Annotated in this window: 19 protein-coding genes and 1 pseudogene; 13 read left to right on the top strand and 7 right to left on the bottom strand. The window is 37.8% G+C overall.

Annotated features, from left to right (window positions below; genetic code table 11):
- Positions 1-104 precede the first annotated feature (104 nt).
- From WIW72_RS03410 to WIW72_RS03400, 3 genes and pseudogenes are all read left to right on the top strand, one after another.
- Positions 105-581: pseudogene (locus tag WIW72_RS03410) on the top strand (transposase); the annotation flags it as partial.
- 146 nt (positions 582-727) lie between these two features.
- Complete coding sequence (locus WIW72_RS03405) at positions 728-1819, top strand: RsmB/NOP family class I SAM-dependent RNA methyltransferase (RefSeq protein ID WP_337701193.1); 1092 nt, start codon at positions 728-730, stop codon at positions 1817-1819.
- A complete protein-coding gene (locus WIW72_RS03400; protein WP_337701191.1) occupies positions 1816-2076 on the top strand; it encodes a zinc-ribbon domain-containing protein in 261 nt (86 codons plus the stop codon). The genes WIW72_RS03405 and WIW72_RS03400 overlap by 4 nt, the downstream gene beginning before the upstream one ends.
- On the opposite strand, the gene WIW72_RS03395 is transcribed toward WIW72_RS03400, so the two are convergent.
- Positions 2059-2679 (bottom strand): stage II sporulation protein M, encoded by a 621-nt coding sequence (locus WIW72_RS03395; protein WP_337701189.1) that lies wholly within the window; start codon positions 2677-2679, stop codon positions 2059-2061. The genes WIW72_RS03400 and WIW72_RS03395 overlap by 18 nt on opposite strands.
- Before the next feature lie 162 nt (positions 2680-2841).
- Here WIW72_RS03395 and WIW72_RS03390 point away from each other — a divergent pair, with 162 nt between their 5' ends.
- On the top strand, positions 2842-3231 hold the full coding sequence (locus tag WIW72_RS03390) for a hypothetical protein (protein ID WP_337701187.1): 390 nt from the start codon (positions 2842-2844) through the stop codon (positions 3229-3231).
- Here the strand turns inward: WIW72_RS03390 and WIW72_RS03385 are convergent.
- On the bottom strand, positions 3228-4655 hold the full coding sequence (locus WIW72_RS03385; protein WP_337701251.1) for an elongator complex protein 3: 1428 nt from the start codon (positions 4653-4655) through the stop codon (positions 3228-3230). The two genes, WIW72_RS03390 and WIW72_RS03385, sit on opposite strands and share 4 nt — an antisense overlap.
- Before the next feature lie 89 nt (positions 4656-4744).
- On the opposite strand from WIW72_RS03385, the gene WIW72_RS03380 reads away from it, so the two are divergent.
- Both WIW72_RS03380 and msrA read left to right on the top strand, forming a co-directional pair.
- On the top strand, positions 4745-6070 hold the full coding sequence (locus WIW72_RS03380) for an MFS transporter (protein WP_337701185.1): 1326 nt from the start codon (positions 4745-4747) through the stop codon (positions 6068-6070).
- A 219-nt stretch (positions 6071-6289) separates the two neighbouring features.
- On the top strand, positions 6290-6826 hold the full coding sequence (gene msrA, locus WIW72_RS03375; protein WP_337701183.1) for a peptide-methionine (S)-S-oxide reductase MsrA: 537 nt from the start codon (positions 6290-6292) through the stop codon (positions 6824-6826).
- 346 nt (positions 6827-7172) lie between these two features.
- Here msrA and WIW72_RS03370 read toward each other — a convergent pair whose 3' ends face one another.
- Positions 7173-7358, bottom strand: a complete 186-nt coding sequence (locus tag WIW72_RS03370) for a hypothetical protein (RefSeq protein WP_337701181.1) — start codon at positions 7356-7358, stop codon at positions 7173-7175.
- Between the two features lie 200 nt (positions 7359-7558).
- Here WIW72_RS03370 and WIW72_RS03365 point away from each other — a divergent pair, with 200 nt between their 5' ends.
- Positions 7559-8257, top strand: coding sequence for a hypothetical protein (locus WIW72_RS03365; RefSeq protein WP_337701179.1), 699 nt, complete (start codon positions 7559-7561; stop codon positions 8255-8257).
- 47 nt (positions 8258-8304) lie between these two features.
- Here WIW72_RS03365 and WIW72_RS03360 read toward each other — a convergent pair whose 3' ends face one another.
- The 4 genes from WIW72_RS03360 to WIW72_RS03345 all read right to left on the bottom strand — a co-directional run bounded on the left by WIW72_RS03360 (position 8305) and on the right by WIW72_RS03345 (position 11271).
- Entirely contained in the window at positions 8305-9447 is a 1143-nt protein-coding gene (locus tag WIW72_RS03360; protein WP_337701177.1) for a hypothetical protein, read from the bottom strand.
- A complete protein-coding gene (locus WIW72_RS03355) occupies positions 9444-9995 on the bottom strand; it encodes a hypothetical protein (RefSeq protein WP_337701175.1) in 552 nt (183 codons plus the stop codon). The genes WIW72_RS03360 and WIW72_RS03355 overlap by 4 nt, the downstream gene beginning before the upstream one ends.
- Positions 9979-10452 (bottom strand): hypothetical protein, encoded by a 474-nt coding sequence (locus WIW72_RS03350; RefSeq protein ID WP_337701173.1) that lies wholly within the window; start codon positions 10450-10452, stop codon positions 9979-9981. The genes WIW72_RS03355 and WIW72_RS03350 overlap by 17 nt, the downstream gene beginning before the upstream one ends.
- A 357-nt stretch (positions 10453-10809) precedes the next feature.
- The gene (locus WIW72_RS03345) at positions 10810-11271 is read right to left on the bottom strand and encodes a conjugal transfer protein (protein ID WP_337701171.1); all 462 of its coding nucleotides are present in this window, start codon (positions 11269-11271) and stop codon (positions 10810-10812) included.
- A 143-nt stretch (positions 11272-11414) separates the two neighbouring features.
- Between WIW72_RS03345 and WIW72_RS03340 the strand changes: the two genes are divergently transcribed.
- The 6 genes from WIW72_RS03340 (at position 11415) to WIW72_RS03315 (ending at position 14042) form a co-directional block, all read left to right on the top strand.
- The gene (locus WIW72_RS03340; protein WP_337701169.1) at positions 11415-11819 is read left to right on the top strand and encodes a HEPN domain-containing protein; all 405 of its coding nucleotides are present in this window, start codon (positions 11415-11417) and stop codon (positions 11817-11819) included.
- Complete coding sequence (locus tag WIW72_RS03335) at positions 11807-12133, top strand: nucleotidyltransferase domain-containing protein (protein ID WP_337701168.1); 327 nt, start codon at positions 11807-11809, stop codon at positions 12131-12133. Before WIW72_RS03340 ends, WIW72_RS03335 begins: the two co-directional genes overlap by 13 nt.
- 366 nt (positions 12134-12499) lie before the next feature.
- Positions 12500-12787, top strand: coding sequence for a HEPN domain-containing protein (locus tag WIW72_RS03330; protein WP_337701166.1), 288 nt, complete (start codon positions 12500-12502; stop codon positions 12785-12787).
- Between the two features lie 108 nt (positions 12788-12895).
- Positions 12896-13219, top strand: a complete 324-nt coding sequence (locus tag WIW72_RS03325) for a nucleotidyltransferase domain-containing protein (protein ID WP_337701164.1) — start codon at positions 12896-12898, stop codon at positions 13217-13219.
- A 219-nt stretch (positions 13220-13438) separates the two neighbouring features.
- Positions 13439-13666 carry an AbrB/MazE/SpoVT family DNA-binding domain-containing protein gene (locus WIW72_RS03320; RefSeq protein WP_337701162.1) on the top strand — a complete coding sequence of 76 codons (228 nt, stop codon included), beginning with the start codon at positions 13439-13441 and terminating at the stop codon, positions 13664-13666.
- Positions 13650-14042, top strand: coding sequence for a PIN domain-containing protein (locus tag WIW72_RS03315; RefSeq protein ID WP_337701160.1), 393 nt, complete (start codon positions 13650-13652; stop codon positions 14040-14042). Before WIW72_RS03320 ends, WIW72_RS03315 begins: the two co-directional genes overlap by 17 nt.
- The last annotated feature ends 69 nt before the right edge of the window (positions 14043-14111 follow it).

Raw genomic sequence — 14111 nt, 5'->3', positions numbered from 1 at the left:
CCAAGTTAATCACCATCGATTAGGTATTTAACTTTATCTTCACAAAGCCAAACGTCTACAATTATTAAACATAGAAAAAGGCTTACACTCGTTAGCTCAATAATAAAGCTCGAATAGTAATGGATAAAGACCAATTCAACATAATAAACGCCGAAGTAACCACAAACGAGGTTGAGACTGCAGTAAAGACAGTTAAGGATTTACAAGATAAGGGAAAGAAGGTCAAGAAATTTTACGGAGATAAAGCTTATGATGCTAATGAGGTTTACAAGACCGGGGTTGAGGTCGTTGTCCCACCTAGGAAGAACGCTTCTACTAGGCGTGGCCATCCTACTAGGAGTAAGACCGTAAGGGAGTTCAAGAGGTTGGGCTATAATCGTTGGAGGGATGAGAAGGGTTACGGTATTAGGTGGAGGATTGAGTCCCTATTCTCAGCTGTGAAGCGTACTTTTGGGGAATCTGTTAGGGCTACAAGCTTTTTAGGACAAGTGGTTGAGGCTAAGCTCAAGTTCTGGGCTTATGCATGGATGCTCCACTTGGCTAATTCCTTAGTTGGTAGAGCTCCGGGTATTAGAGTGTAAGCTTGCAAATAACGTTGAATAAATATTAATTTAAAAAATTCTCAATGTATCATATCATGCTTATGAAATAAATTGAAGAGATCAACAAAGCATAAAGCTCGGCAAAAATAATAAGAGGACCGGGAAAGAATTGTAACCATCATAAAATGGAAGAAAAACTTTACGCTAAGGCTATAAGCCTTATACTTAAGAATAAGATTTCTCCCGAAAGGGCTTTTGATATAGCTTATAAATCGCTCGGTGTAAGGGGAGAGAGAACAAGTTTATACAGAAAATTTCTGGAAGTTCTTAAAAAATATTACTACTGTTCCTACTTATTTCCTGGGAGAGACGTCTATGAAATAGTGAGAATATTACTCAATAACGATAAAAACATAACCTTTAAACCGCCTGAATGGGCGGAACTAAGATTGAAACTTGTAACCGGTGTAGCGTCGAGTAACGAACTACTCGTTAAAGACACTTGGATTAGAATAAACACACTTAAAACAGATATCAAAAGCACAATAGAAGAACTTAAAAGAAAAGGCGTAACTGTCGAAAAAGATACCTTTGATTTCCTATATAAAATTATCAAAACGTACAAGAGGATCTCAGATCTCAAAGAGTTTAAAGAAGGGAAAATCGTCATACAAGATAAAGCCAGCGTTTACCCAGTGATAGTACTAGACCCTAAGCCCGGTGAGAGAATCCTTGAAGTAGGTAGTGCCCCAGGGATGAAGACTTCGCTTATCCAGCAACTAACTAACAACAAGTCCTATGTAATTGCCGTTGACATTTCACAGAAGAGGATCAACACACAAAAACAACTAATGAGAAGACTAGGAGTAGAGAACGTTGAGTTAATTATTGCTGACGGCGCTAATTTACCGGTGAAAAAAGCTGATAAAATCTTGATCGACGCACCATGTACTAACAGCGGAACCATTGCCTCCGACCCTTCAGTATTTCTGAGGCTAAATAAGAGCGATATGTTAAGGCTCTCAAGATTACAAGCAATAATCTTAGAGGAGGCTAGAAGGTTGAGAAAACCCACTGTGTTCTCCACTTGTTCTTTATTCCCTGAAGAAGGCGAAAGACATGCAGAGAGATACGAAAAATATCTAGTTCCGCTAAAATTAGATGAAAGTAACTACGGTTACAAAAAGAGTAGAGTGTGGATGAGGGTAGTTAGATTTTATCCTAACGTACACCATACGGAAGGATTTTTTATATCGAAGTTCGACTTTAGCTTATGAAACAATGTCCGAGATGTGGGCATATTAACAAGGATATAGCAAACTATTGCGCGAGGTGTGGGTATCCGTTATACATTCAGCCCACTTTTCCGAGTCTTTACCAACCGACTTATTACTTCTCTCAGCCTCTACCAACATACTACTATCCTCAAAGCCTTCCTACTTCAAGGGCACAAAAACCGGCTTTCCCGACTTACGCTTTAATTTTGGGGATAGCTGCAGTCCTTACGGCTGTTTTATTAGCTACAATCCGCTAGCTTTTGAAAGTACTTGTAGAAAGTTATAAGAAAATAAAATGCAGGCAAAGCCGGGATCCAAAACAAGTAGGGTAATAGACCGTAAGGCTTGTCTACTATTTCCCCAGCTTCAAAGCTCGCAGCTACGAAAAGTTCTACCGCTACCATTAAGTACATGTAGAATAACCTAACCAGAGCCTTTCTTAAACCTTTATCAGCCGCGTCAAATAGAAAATAGACACCACTAGCTGAGGCTACTGCATATGCCGGCAATTCTAACCAAGAGTGCGGTAAAGTTAGGAGATAAAGAGATATAGTTAACCCTGGAGTACCTATAATAGAACCGCTAATCGCAACAACCAATCCCGTCTCAATTATACTAAATACCATCATCGCGACTCCCATTAACGGTATAAAATCCAGTGTAGCTACTGCTAAGTTATGGATAAAGATGGTAAAGAGAACGATAAAATAGGGCTTATAAACCAACCCGTTATAAATTACAGTAAGTCCTCCAAACTCAGAGGCAAGGGCAGGGTTATAAAATGAAGAAAACAACAGGAAGAGTCCTACCTCGCCGACAAAGGTTATGATAAAAAGGAATAGTGGACGTACTATTTTCATAGTTTGACTAATTCGTTACCGTCTAAAAAACCTTTTCGTAAAGGCTAAAATTATTATTATTACTTGTTACAATTATTATATTCTTAGCTTTAGTAATTTATATTATTATAGTAATTAAGTTCTTATGAATAAACTTTTTAGTGAGAGAGACTGTATAATCGTATGGGAACCTTTAAAAAAGAAAAGGTATATACTACACAAAAAGACGTGGGACAAATTATAAATCAGTTCGTAACATATCTGCAACAAAAAGGCTTTAAAACACAGTATAGGGAGGAAAACGGTAAGGCAATAGTCCAGGCTCAAAAGGGAGGAATTCTTAGGGATTTAATAGCTGCAGATAGAGCTTTAACATTTACCTTCGAGAAGGTAGGGAATCAATTAAAAGTGACAGCAGGCATAGGAAAATGGATACAAAACTTAGCTGTTACAGCTGTAGAGACTATAATACTCTCACCCTTATTCCTTGCCATAGACGTTCCAGAAATGTTATGGACAGAACATGTAGAATCTGAAATTATGAAAGGACTTGAACAAATTGTATCATCCTAAACCAACTCTTTTTCCATGTAAGGATAAGAGTTACGATACCCCTTCTTCCTATAATACTCTCTAGCACCTATACCAGAAAGGACTAAGATCCTTTTTGCGTCAAATTCTTCGGAAGAGACTCTTTCAGCCTCAGCTAAGAGCTTTGAACCGTACCCCTTGTGTTGAAAACTTAGGTCATCCCACAAACCCACCGGAGTCTCAAGACCGTAGATATGGAGTTCTCTCACTATAGTAACCTTTTCGACATCGGAGGGCTTCCTCAACCTTAAATATCCGACTAGCGTACCGTCATCATATTCAAAGGAGAGGAAGACCTCCGTCCCCCTGCTCGCTTCGTAAACATATTTCTTTAACTTAGGCTCTCCTTGAGGTAATTTACCCGTGTGTAACCATTTAATCCCCACTTCCCTGAACCTTATCTCATTTATCTTAATACCTTTCTCCAACGACCTCTCCTCCACTAACTCCCTCAAATTACCCTTCTTATTACCGTCTAAGATTATCGGAGCAGGGATGTCCCTCTGTACTCTCATTACCCTAACCCACGGGGGAATATATCGATACATTTCGGAAATCAGTTCCACTAGCGTATCAGTGTCGTAAGGCTTGTAGAGCCCCCTCTTCCACAGCTCAGCTAAAGGTGCTGTCTCGACCACTAAAGTAGGGTAAATCTTCAGCATATCTGGCATGAAGTCCGGATCTGAAAAAAGCCTCTTGAACCCCTCAAGATCCTTATCGGGGTCAGAACCAGGTAGACCTAGCATCACATGATAGACTATCTTGAAACCTTTATCCTTTAGAATCCTTGTAGACTCTATTGAGTCTTTTACAGTGTGACCCCTATTACTCTTCATCAAAAGTTCATCATAGACAGTTTGAACTCCCAGTTCCACTTTAGTAACTCCCAACCTTAGCATCTGCTTAGCCTCTCTCTCCTTTCCCCAATCCGGTTTCGTCTCAACGGTCATCCCGACACATCTGACCGTAGCAGTCTCATTTCTTACCTGAGCATCTTCCAAATACACAAACCCAGGCTTTGTGGGGTTCGGATATCTGTTCATTCCCTCTAATGCTTGGGTCACAAACCACTCTTGGTAATCTAAAGGGGTAGCTAAAAAAGTCCCTCCCATTATTATAAGTTCTACTTTACTCGGGGTATGACCGTTTAACTCATACTGCCTTAAACGTGATTGAACTTGGTAAAACGGGTCATAGTTGTTCTCAATAGCTCTCATCAAAGTCGGTTCCTTACCGTAGTAGCTTTGAGGCGTGTTATACTCAACGCCCCCGGGACAGAAAATACACTTACCATGAGGGCATCTATGCGGAGCTGTCATAATCGATACGATAGTAACGCCAGATAACATCCTGACGGGCTTCCTCACTAACATTACGATATTTGATCTCGCGTGAGTATTTAAAATAGTCAGATATTCTCTCCTACTATATAACGAAATATGTCTAAAAGTAAATAATCAAAATTTTTAACTGTAAGTATATACTAAATTTACTCATGAAGCTGACTTGGAGATCAGTACTCATCTCCGGAATGGGGGTATTTTCAGACGGTTATAACTTATACTCATTATCATTAATGATCTACACAATCTCTGCATTTATACCAATGAATAAGTTATCAGAGGGCTTACTGGTCGCGGGATCTCATCTCGGTGCAGCGTTCTCCGCGTTATTGTTCGGTTTAATTTCCGATTTAGAAGGAAGAAAGAGAATGTACGGAATAGACGTCACTCTAATGGCAATAGGAGCCGCACTACAAGCCTTCTCACAAAATTATAATGAACTCTTCTTATCGAGGCTATTACTCGGTATGGGGGTCGGTGCAGACTACGTACTCTCACCGATAATTGTTGCTGAAAACGCCGATAAGGATAAGAGAGGAAAGGCAATGGTAATAACTTTCGCCGTAATGTGGGGTCTGGGAGCAGTACTGGCAGCGTTCGTAGACCAAGTCACCTTACCATTACCATCCTCAATAGCATGGAGGATAGTATTAGGCTTCGGAGCAATCCCTGCACTTTCCGTCATATTCGCCAGAAGAAAGCTGAGCGAAACTTTACTCTTCCTTTCAAGAGTGAGACCGATAGAGAAGGAAATCAAGAACTTAGAGAAAGAAGGGGTGAGCCTACGTGTTAACGTTGATACTGAGAGTTTCAAACAGAGGTTTGCCTCCTCTCTTTTCCTGATAATAGTATCTGCAATATTGTGGTTACTTTACGACGTTTACTCCTCCACTTTTGCAATTTACGGTCCTATAACCATTGCCTATAACTTGGGAATAACACCTATAATGTTCACTTACATCGCCCAGTTCTTTGCGGGAATTCCGGGTCAATTACTCTGCATACTCTTGATAGACAAGATAGGGAGAAAACCGCTTATAATTATAGGCTACACCGGAGTTTCAACATGGTTAATCCTTTATTCACTACTGCTTTTAGACCCCTCTATTTTCGGCTTGCCTAAGGCTAACCAACTCACCGGAGAAGGAGCGGTTTTAGGTCTGACTTTCTACATGCTAAACTATCTATTCTCCGCAATGGGGCCTGCGTCAATAATAGGCTCAGGTATGGTCACTCCAGAGCTGGTCCACACTAAAGTTAGGGGGACTTCACAAGCTATTAGCGTAGCTGTCGATAGGACAGCTTCAGCCACTGTAATTTCGCTCTTCCCTTCACTAGTTTCGATTATAGGATTAGGTGGAATGGTAGGAATTTACGGTTTGGTAGCGTTGTTATCAGCACTGATAACACTATTTCTAGTACCAGAAACGAAGGGACAAGAACTGGATAAAATCGGAAATTTGGTTTCCAGGGCTTAGAATCCTAGAGATAATGACTAAACCTCTCACCCTTAACTATATAACTGAATAGCATAATTCTTGCTTCAGATCGTTATTCCTAGCTAATACCAAATCGGGAAAATAAGAAAGCATGTTCTCCTGCTAATATCTTCATTCTCGAAATAGTCAAAAAACCCTTTTCCAAGCGTAAAATTTTTCCTAACAATAGTTTAATACTGTAAACATTGACCAGAATTTATGGAAAAAGCTACACTAGGCGGAGGGTGTTTTTGGTGCACAGAAGCGGTTTTTTCAAGGGTAAAAGGAGTAATAGACGTTAAGCCTGGGTACGCCGGAGGTTGGATGCATAATCCCACTTATGATGACGTTTGTACAGGCTTAACAGGACATGCGGAAGTAGTCCAAATAACTTTCGACCCCTCTGTCATAAGCTATATAGAACTCTTAGAGATCTTTTTCGAGATCCATGACCCTACAACTCCTAACAGACAGGGGAATGATGTAGGTTCTCAGTACCGATCTATTATACTTTACCACAACGAGGAGCAACGTAAGATAGCAGAAGAAGTTATCAAAGAAGTAGAGAAGAAACTCGGTAAAAAAGTAGTAACAGAATTAAAGCCATTTGACGCCTTTTATGAGGCTGAAGAATACCATCATAAATACTTCGAAAAACACCCTAATCAACCATACTGTAGGTTAGTTATAAGCCCAAAAGTGAAGAAGTTTATAACTCACTTTCCAGATAAAGTATCGCTAACCACAAAGCCCTAAATTAAAAGAGTAACCAACTAGACGGTGTTTTTTAATTTAAGTAATAAGCTAAATTTCCATGGCGATAATTTTTAATCTCAGATAATAGAAACAGTGAATTTAAGTGTAAACATTCTGAAAAATAATTTAATTTTGTGGTATAATTATAAATGTTACATAGGTTTATCTGTTATGTACGTATGCGGAATTTGAAGTTAGTTGGATAGAATTATTATGAAAAACATAGTTTTAGCCCCTTAACCCCGGTTTGTCTTGCTAACCTAGTCTTGTTTACCTTGCTTGCCCTCCTTACCTACTAACTAACCTCCCTTACCTCCCTAACCTAACTTACCTCCTCCCTAATTCATTAAAGTCTTCTAGTATAAGGGGCGAAGCCCCTTAACCCCTTATCTAATGCCTCTGCCTCTATTTTCCCTAACTCCGTTAATTCATAAACTCCTCTCTTCATAGTAGGTCTCTTTAAAATAAATCCGTAAAAGTATAAGTCTTCTAACGCATTCCTTATCATACCTTTAGAAAACCCTTTGTTCATTAAATGCATCATAAGGTATTTGTCTAATAGATAGTAATAGCTACTACCGAAGCTGTAAAAAGAGTCGAAAGTAAAAACGGACAGAGGAGCCTTTCCTATTCCTAGTTGTATAAATTTTTCTAAACTAAAACAGTAAACTGCGGAGGTTACATTATTTACCTAATATCTTTTTAAAGCTATGCATCAGGAATAGGTCTATTATGGTAAGTATATCGGTTACTATAAGCATTATTACAACTGCAGCACTGATAGCCAGCGTAGTTATCTACTGTATGCAGTATAAGGAGATGAGTAAGCAGAACGAAACATTAAAGCAGCAAATTGAAGAGATGAAGAAGCAAACGGACTCATTACAGGAGCAAGTAAGGATTATGAAGGTTAAGCCTAAGCTAGATGTAGAATTCGAGTATTCCATAATTGACAAGGCGGTTGGGGAGGCGAAACTGATTAGAATTAAAGTTTCCAATAACGGTGATACTGCTGCAAGAGAGTGCATAGCTAAGGCGGAGATTATCAGAAATTCCGTGCCGGAAACTTTTGGCGGAGTTTTGCTCCACTGGATTAGATATTGGGAAGGAGTGTATACTGATATAAAGGATCAATTTAGACCGCTGGATATAGCAAAGAGAGATTATGAAATAGCGGATTTAGTAGTTATAGGTAAAACAACACTAAATGGCAAATATTCTGTAATACGATGCAATAGGAATCCCGCACTGGTACCCAGAGATGATAGAGCGAGAGTGGGAGCAGGGGACATAATAAGGGTTAATGTGTACTGTGATAACATAACATCGAAACCTATCTGTTTAGAAGTATTAAAGGATCCAGACTACGATGTTGTAAACGGCAATAACGTGGGCGACTTCTTTAAGGAAATTGAATGTCCTAAACTTTAAGTTAAATAGATTACTCATATACTCTTAACTATTGTTAAGCTTCTTAACTAAAACATTTCCAAACCTGAAAATGATCTAAGGATATCTTGTAAGCTCTTATTTTTAGAAGTACAGGACACCACATCCTTTCGAAAATCCTCCAATTCATAGTGTATTATTACAGAGTTTAATGCATCGACTAAAGATGATATTACGCGTTTTTTCTCTATATCAGATTCGCGGAAGGCCTCCTCTATGTGATCGAGTAAAAATATTGCTGTTTCATCATCGGGTTTAGCTATTTGTTTAATTTTCATTTTTATTTCTTCGAATTTTTTATTATTACTTATCATCTGGCTCAAGCTTACTGGTTCATTAGTAATTGGATCTATAATAGCTGAAGCGTTAAACCTCTCTTGGATTAATTTATAATAACTGGCACCTTCTAACTTTCTCCTACTTTGCCTGAACCTAGTATTATAACTTAGTATTCCGCTGAAAAAATACCTTAACAACGTAGTAGACTCTATCACGTATTGTCTCGACCTTACTATTACCTTGAAACTTTTAGGCAAATCTACGAAAATGGGCAATTTATTATTTCCTTCAACAATTGAATACAGTGTTTTTACATTACTATGAATTTTGTTATATGAGTCAATATTTTTCTTATCAAATCTAATTATTATACCTGAAATCTCATTAACTTTATGGATAAGCTCTTTAGTAACGCTTGCACTATCAATACCTACCACGGGAAACACGCTTTGATCCTTATAGTCTTTCACGACATTTTTGACGATATTAATAGCTTTTTCTCTTGAAAGATCCTTTATAGGTACAGCCAAAATACTGGTTTTATAATCGTATTGGTACTGTACTGAGTCCTTAATAGCATCTACCTTAGTATCCTCGGTGTTTTCGGGTATGGAAGGGATATATATGAAGATCTTATTGTTAGATGACAATAGGTTTCGCAATTTAGTTAGCTCAGAATCTAAATCTGGTATATAACTCTTCTTGAAGGGAGAACTACATATGAAGGCATAATCGGGTAAGTAAATGTTTGAGGCTGAATATTGCTTTGCTATCAACTCTGCCTTAGTAAGTGCTTTTATTGGTGTAGTGAATTTGGAACCCTCAACTTCAATTTGATAAAAAACAACCTTATGACCATAAACAGATTGTTCTGAATATGATGTTATCCTCATCCCTTCCCTCTGCCCCACTTAATATCCTTATATTTTGCTCTTATTTTGGATTTCTCCTTCATTTCAGGGAAGTTAGTGTACACATAATGTAATATTCCATCTACTGTGTACTGATCTATGCTCTGTCTAAACGTAATAAGGTCTTGCAAGTCTTTTTCTTTAATCTTTTCTTTAATTAATAATATTGCCTCATTTTTTCCTTTTTCTGTTAACTTGAACTCCTCAGTCTCCTTGCCATATTCCCCTTTTGCTTCGATAAAACCAGACCACCACAAGTTATCCAGAACTCTAGCTAGGACAAAACTATACGGCCCATAACTATAGGGAATAAAATGAGGATCCTGAACCTTATATCCTCTTTTCTCTAGTTCTTTTAAGAACAGGAAAAGTCCTTTCTGGTATTTTATTCTACTTTGAATAGGCTTCTCTGGCTCTAGACCAAAGAAGATTAACACAAATTCATGTAGATAAATGTCATAAGTATCGAATTCTTTCCCCTCCGCTTCATCCAACGTGTAAAACTCAGTCCCATCAGATAGCTTTCTCATTTTTCTCACCTACGACTGGAGTTATTTGGTAACATCTATAACATTTTGTCTTTCTGTCTCGATAACATGAAATGAAATATCTCTTTCCTTTATATTCGATGATATAATCGTATATCAATATACTACGTTTAAGCAAGCCTGGAATTATGCCTTTAATACTATCTTTCCTAAACCTCTTTGTAAAACCTATAAAATGTCTTTTTAAAAAGTCACGATAACGAGAAATGCCAAACTTACCTATAAGGAACTCAAAAACATTTTTCTCTAACTCCATATTGTTGAGCAAATAGTCTAGATTTGGACTCTCTAACCAGAACCACTTCCCGCATGTACCACAATGAAGAGGGAGAATCCTCACAGGTCTACTAAAAGTTACTCCTCCTAGTGGCGAATTAATTTGTGTAATAGCTAATGAATTCATATTAGACCCACAGTAAGGACACTGGATAGTTGACATCTATTAGCAACCTCTTTATTCAGTATTGAAACAAGGTACTCAGTAACCGAATGTAAGCAAATGCCATTGTCACATATTAAACGCCTAAAGTAATGCATTATTACTACCTAAATTATATATTTTCGTATTATCTTAAATGTATTGATTACCATTTTGTGCTATATTTATATAAAAACTGTACAAATATAGATTTTAGGGAAATAATTTAACATTAATACTACTACTGGAAGTTTTGATAATGAAAAACAGAAGAGTGAAAGCTTAAGGCCCAGGGTACCAGTGAAGTGCATAAAGCCTTAAAATTTTTTCTTAAGGAGTTTAAGAGGAAGTTAACAAAAGTCGACTTCCTCTTCGTCTTCATTCTTGTAACCTACTTAAAACCTTGTCTCTAATTATGGAATATTTACCGTATTCCGGGTATTTCTTGTAGACGTAGTTTAGGATCTCAGTCCTACTCTTCCTAACCCATTCTCTGAAAAACATCTCAATCTCCTTTTCCTCTTCCTCAGGCTTTAACTCACTCTTTAAAACGTAATTCCTCTTGTACCCTATTATCTCTCCGCTCAATGGATCTCTTACTTCCTCCTCCTCAACATCAACCTCTCCTAACTCGATTAGTTTATCAATATAATCTTGTAGTTTTGATGAATAAGGACCGAAGAACCAAGGCTTAAAATCCAGTCCTAACTGAACCCCTTTCTCCTTCTCAAGTAAAAAGAAAATCTTCTGTAGTTTAGTCGCAGTGACCTCTGTATTCTCCTCTTTAGCAGTGTAAAGCAGTAATTTAATTGAGCGATAAATTCTGTCCTCGATTAACATAACCAGTAACCCTAATATTAAAGTACACAGAGTGCATAAAAAATTTAGACAGAAAGTTAAGGGGCCATCCGTCTGGGGAGGCTTTCCGCCCCCTTAACCCCTTTCTTTGTAAAAGTTAATAATTTATAATGTGATTGTTTCATGTGCACGAGCTTCATATATCACTTTGTAAAAGGTCGTTAGAATACATTCAAGCTTCTGAGGACGCTTTCAACAAGGGTCTTTATAACGCTTCAGGTCTCATGTCACAGATATCCGCTAAGTTGGCAATTAAAGCGACTATTGCGTTTTTAGGTTATTCATTTCCTGAAACCTATGAGATAAGGAAACTCTTATCGACTCTTTCTTCGCTAGCCTTAAAGGACAAAATAGCTACTTTCGTTAGACAGAAGAGGAGCGAGTTGATTTTATTGGAAGACGCAAGACAAAGGGGACAATACTTCTCTTACGGTTTAGAAAAAGAGGACGCAGAAATTTGCTTAAATACGGCTAAAGAAATAGTTGAGCTTGTAAAGGAGGTATGGGGAGACAAGTGGTGTTCGGGCTAGAGAGGATAAAGTACTTGGAAGAGAATTGGAGGGAGATAGCTTCACTAACTTTGAATACTGCACGTAAGTTCGCCGAAGTAAAGGAGGCTATAGTGTACGGGTCTGTGATAAAAGGTAAGGCAATGGGGAGTAGCGACATCGACATAGCGTTAGTCGTTAAGGGGTTAGACATCACTCGCGTAAGAGACTTGCTGGTTAAAATCCACTTATCTCTGCCAGAAGAGATTTCAGAGATTTTAGACTTAAACCTGATTGATGAGAAAGATGAGGAGGAGTTCCTTAAGTTCGCCGGTATATATGAGGTAATTAGGTGAGCAAAAAGTAATTATCTTTCTTCATCTTCTGGTAAGCTACACAGAATCTATTTATTTCTAATCTAGATCAGTCTCAACACTTACGCCATTGTTTCGCTTTCTTCTCTTTATCACACGAATGCAATTTTAAGAGTTCTTATCGGGGACTCCCTCAGCGAAATCACTGAGGCACAAATTACGCAATTAAATAATTCGACTAACGCGACAAACTAACAGTATTTTAGACACACTAATCATAAGATTAACGACTTTATTCGCCGTTTTATGATCCCTTAGAAAGTGCAAGAGATAAAAGTAAAAAGAAGGTAAGTTACACAGCAATAAGGCGATCTAGATATTATAAGTTAACTTTGCTACATTTAATTAATGTCCTCAATAAATAACGCAAAATTACTCTGTGAAAGAGCGTTAAAATACTTGAGGATTGCAAAAGAGGCGTTTAATGAAGGATTGCACGACGCTTCCGCTACTAACTGCCAGATATCAGCCGAACTGCTTATAAAATCCACTTATCTTCTCTTAGGTTACTTGTTCCCACAAACACACAATATAATGAAATTACTCTCAGTACCAGCACAACTGACCAATAATAAAGAAATTGAAAAGTTAGTAAAAGAAAAGAGGGAAGACTTAAACTTGGTTAAGCAGGGCTGAAGGACAATATTCATTAGTTGATATTGACTCAGAATTTGCGTCCGACTGCTTAGATACGGTCGAAAATTATATTCTTCCACTCATAAAAGATATTTGGGGAGAAAAGTGGTGCTACAAGGGCTAGAGTACATAAAGTACTTAGAAAACAATTGGAGAACAATAGCACAGAGGGTTAAGGAGGTTGCAATAACGTTGGGAAAGGTTGATAAAGTAATAGTCTTCTGCTCGGTCGTCAAAGGTGGAGTCACGGGCAGCAGTGATTTAGATATTGCAGTAATCTACGACGAGAAGTTAAGCAGCAAGGAGAAAATAAGGAGGACTTTAGAAATACTCGATAAAGATGATGAAGAAGTAGAATTAGACATACACATACTTAGTAAGGAAGAAGAAGGATATTTTCTTAAATGGATCGAAGAGTACGTAGAAGTGTAATCATTACACAGTGAAACTATTTCGCAATTATTTTAGTTAGAAGCTACTGTGACTTGTTAATTATACGCACCAAGATCTGACACCTCTTCAATCTGGTTTCCAGAGAGCTCATCCGTTTACCCCCAACTTTGTAAATATCTAATCACCCGCATACATAAAAGTCCGGTGTAGAGTATGTTACTAGAAATTTTTATATATAACTAGATCAAGTAGTAAGTTGTGGAAAGGGTAAAGGTTACCAGAAACTATCAAGTTACAATCCCCGCCTCCATAAGAAACAGGCTAGGCATACATGAGGGAGATATTTTAGAATTTTACATAGAAGAGGATAGGATAATAATAAAGAAAGTCTTAACTGTAAGACCGAGAATCAAATTGGGGAGGAAGTTAACTATCGAGGAGATTGAAAGGGACATAGAAAGGGGTTTAAATGAAAGCAGTCATTGACACAAACATATTAATCTATGACCTAGTAGAAGATTCGGAGTTTCACAAAGAAGCCGAAGAATTATTAGACAGCCTTGAGGAATGGTTAATCCCCTCCTTAGTTATCCATGAGTTTACTTGGTTTCTGAGAGCTAACAACATCGACAACGTAGAGTACGTAAAAAGTTACGTGGCTAATGAAAGGGCTAAAATCCTGTGCGACAATGATAACATTATAAGTAGAGCTTTAGAAATATTAACCAAAGAAAGGTTAAGCTTATCCAGATATAACGACGTTGTAATTTTAGCCCACGCTGTAGAAAATAAATTACCTTTAGCTACTAAGGACAAAGCCCTGAAGAGCCTCGCCAAAAGACACGGAGTAGAGGTGGTTTAACAGATTGACAAATTAAAAATGCCCTAAATTCTAGTGGTAGGAGATTCGTTCTATAAGGGATAAGTTAAG

It is taken from the genome of Stygiolobus sp. CP859M (genome assembly GCF_037389975.1).
In the GTDB taxonomy this organism is placed as follows: domain Archaea; phylum Thermoproteota; class Thermoprotei_A; order Sulfolobales; family Sulfolobaceae; genus Stygiolobus.
The sequence above is the reverse complement of the archived record's forward strand: the minus strand, read 5'-3'. Positions and strand labels throughout refer to the sequence as shown.

Bases quoted from the DNA above. Each gene is read 5' to 3' on its own strand.
- msrA (WP_337701183.1), top strand. From the start codon at position 6,290: ATGGAAAAAGCTACACTAGGCGGAGGGTGTTTTTGGTGCACAGAAGCG.
- WIW72_RS03365 (WP_337701179.1), top strand. From the start codon at position 7,559: ATGGTAAGTATATCGGTTACTATAAGCATTATTACAACTGCAGCACTG.
- WIW72_RS03395 (WP_337701189.1), bottom strand. From the start codon at position 2,679: ATGAAAATAGTACGTCCACTATTCCTTTTTATCATAACCTTTGTCGGC.
- WIW72_RS03360 (WP_337701177.1), bottom strand. From the start codon at position 9,447: ATGAGGATAACATCATATTCAGAACAATCTGTTTATGGTCATAAGGTT.
- WIW72_RS03400 (WP_337701191.1), top strand. From the start codon at position 1,816: ATGAAACAATGTCCGAGATGTGGGCATATTAACAAGGATATAGCAAAC.
- WIW72_RS03370 (WP_337701181.1), bottom strand. From the start codon at position 7,358: ATGAACAAAGGGTTTTCTAAAGGTATGATAAGGAATGCGTTAGAAGAC.
- WIW72_RS03350 (WP_337701173.1), bottom strand. From the start codon at position 10,452: ATGTCAACTATCCAGTGTCCTTACTGTGGGTCTAATATGAATTCATTA.
- WIW72_RS03345 (WP_337701171.1), bottom strand. From the start codon at position 11,271: ATGTTAATCGAGGACAGAATTTATCGCTCAATTAAATTACTGCTTTAC.
- WIW72_RS03315 (WP_337701160.1), top strand. From the start codon at position 13,650: ATGAAAGCAGTCATTGACACAAACATATTAATCTATGACCTAGTAGAA.
- WIW72_RS03330 (WP_337701166.1), top strand. From the start codon at position 12,500: ATGTCCTCAATAAATAACGCAAAATTACTCTGTGAAAGAGCGTTAAAA.
- WIW72_RS03390 (WP_337701187.1), top strand. From the start codon at position 2,842: ATGGGAACCTTTAAAAAAGAAAAGGTATATACTACACAAAAAGACGTG.
- WIW72_RS03405 (WP_337701193.1), top strand. From the start codon at position 728: ATGGAAGAAAAACTTTACGCTAAGGCTATAAGCCTTATACTTAAGAAT.
- WIW72_RS03355 (WP_337701175.1), bottom strand. From the start codon at position 9,995: ATGAGAAAGCTATCTGATGGGACTGAGTTTTACACGTTGGATGAAGCG.
- WIW72_RS03380 (WP_337701185.1), top strand. From the start codon at position 4,745: ATGAAGCTGACTTGGAGATCAGTACTCATCTCCGGAATGGGGGTATTT.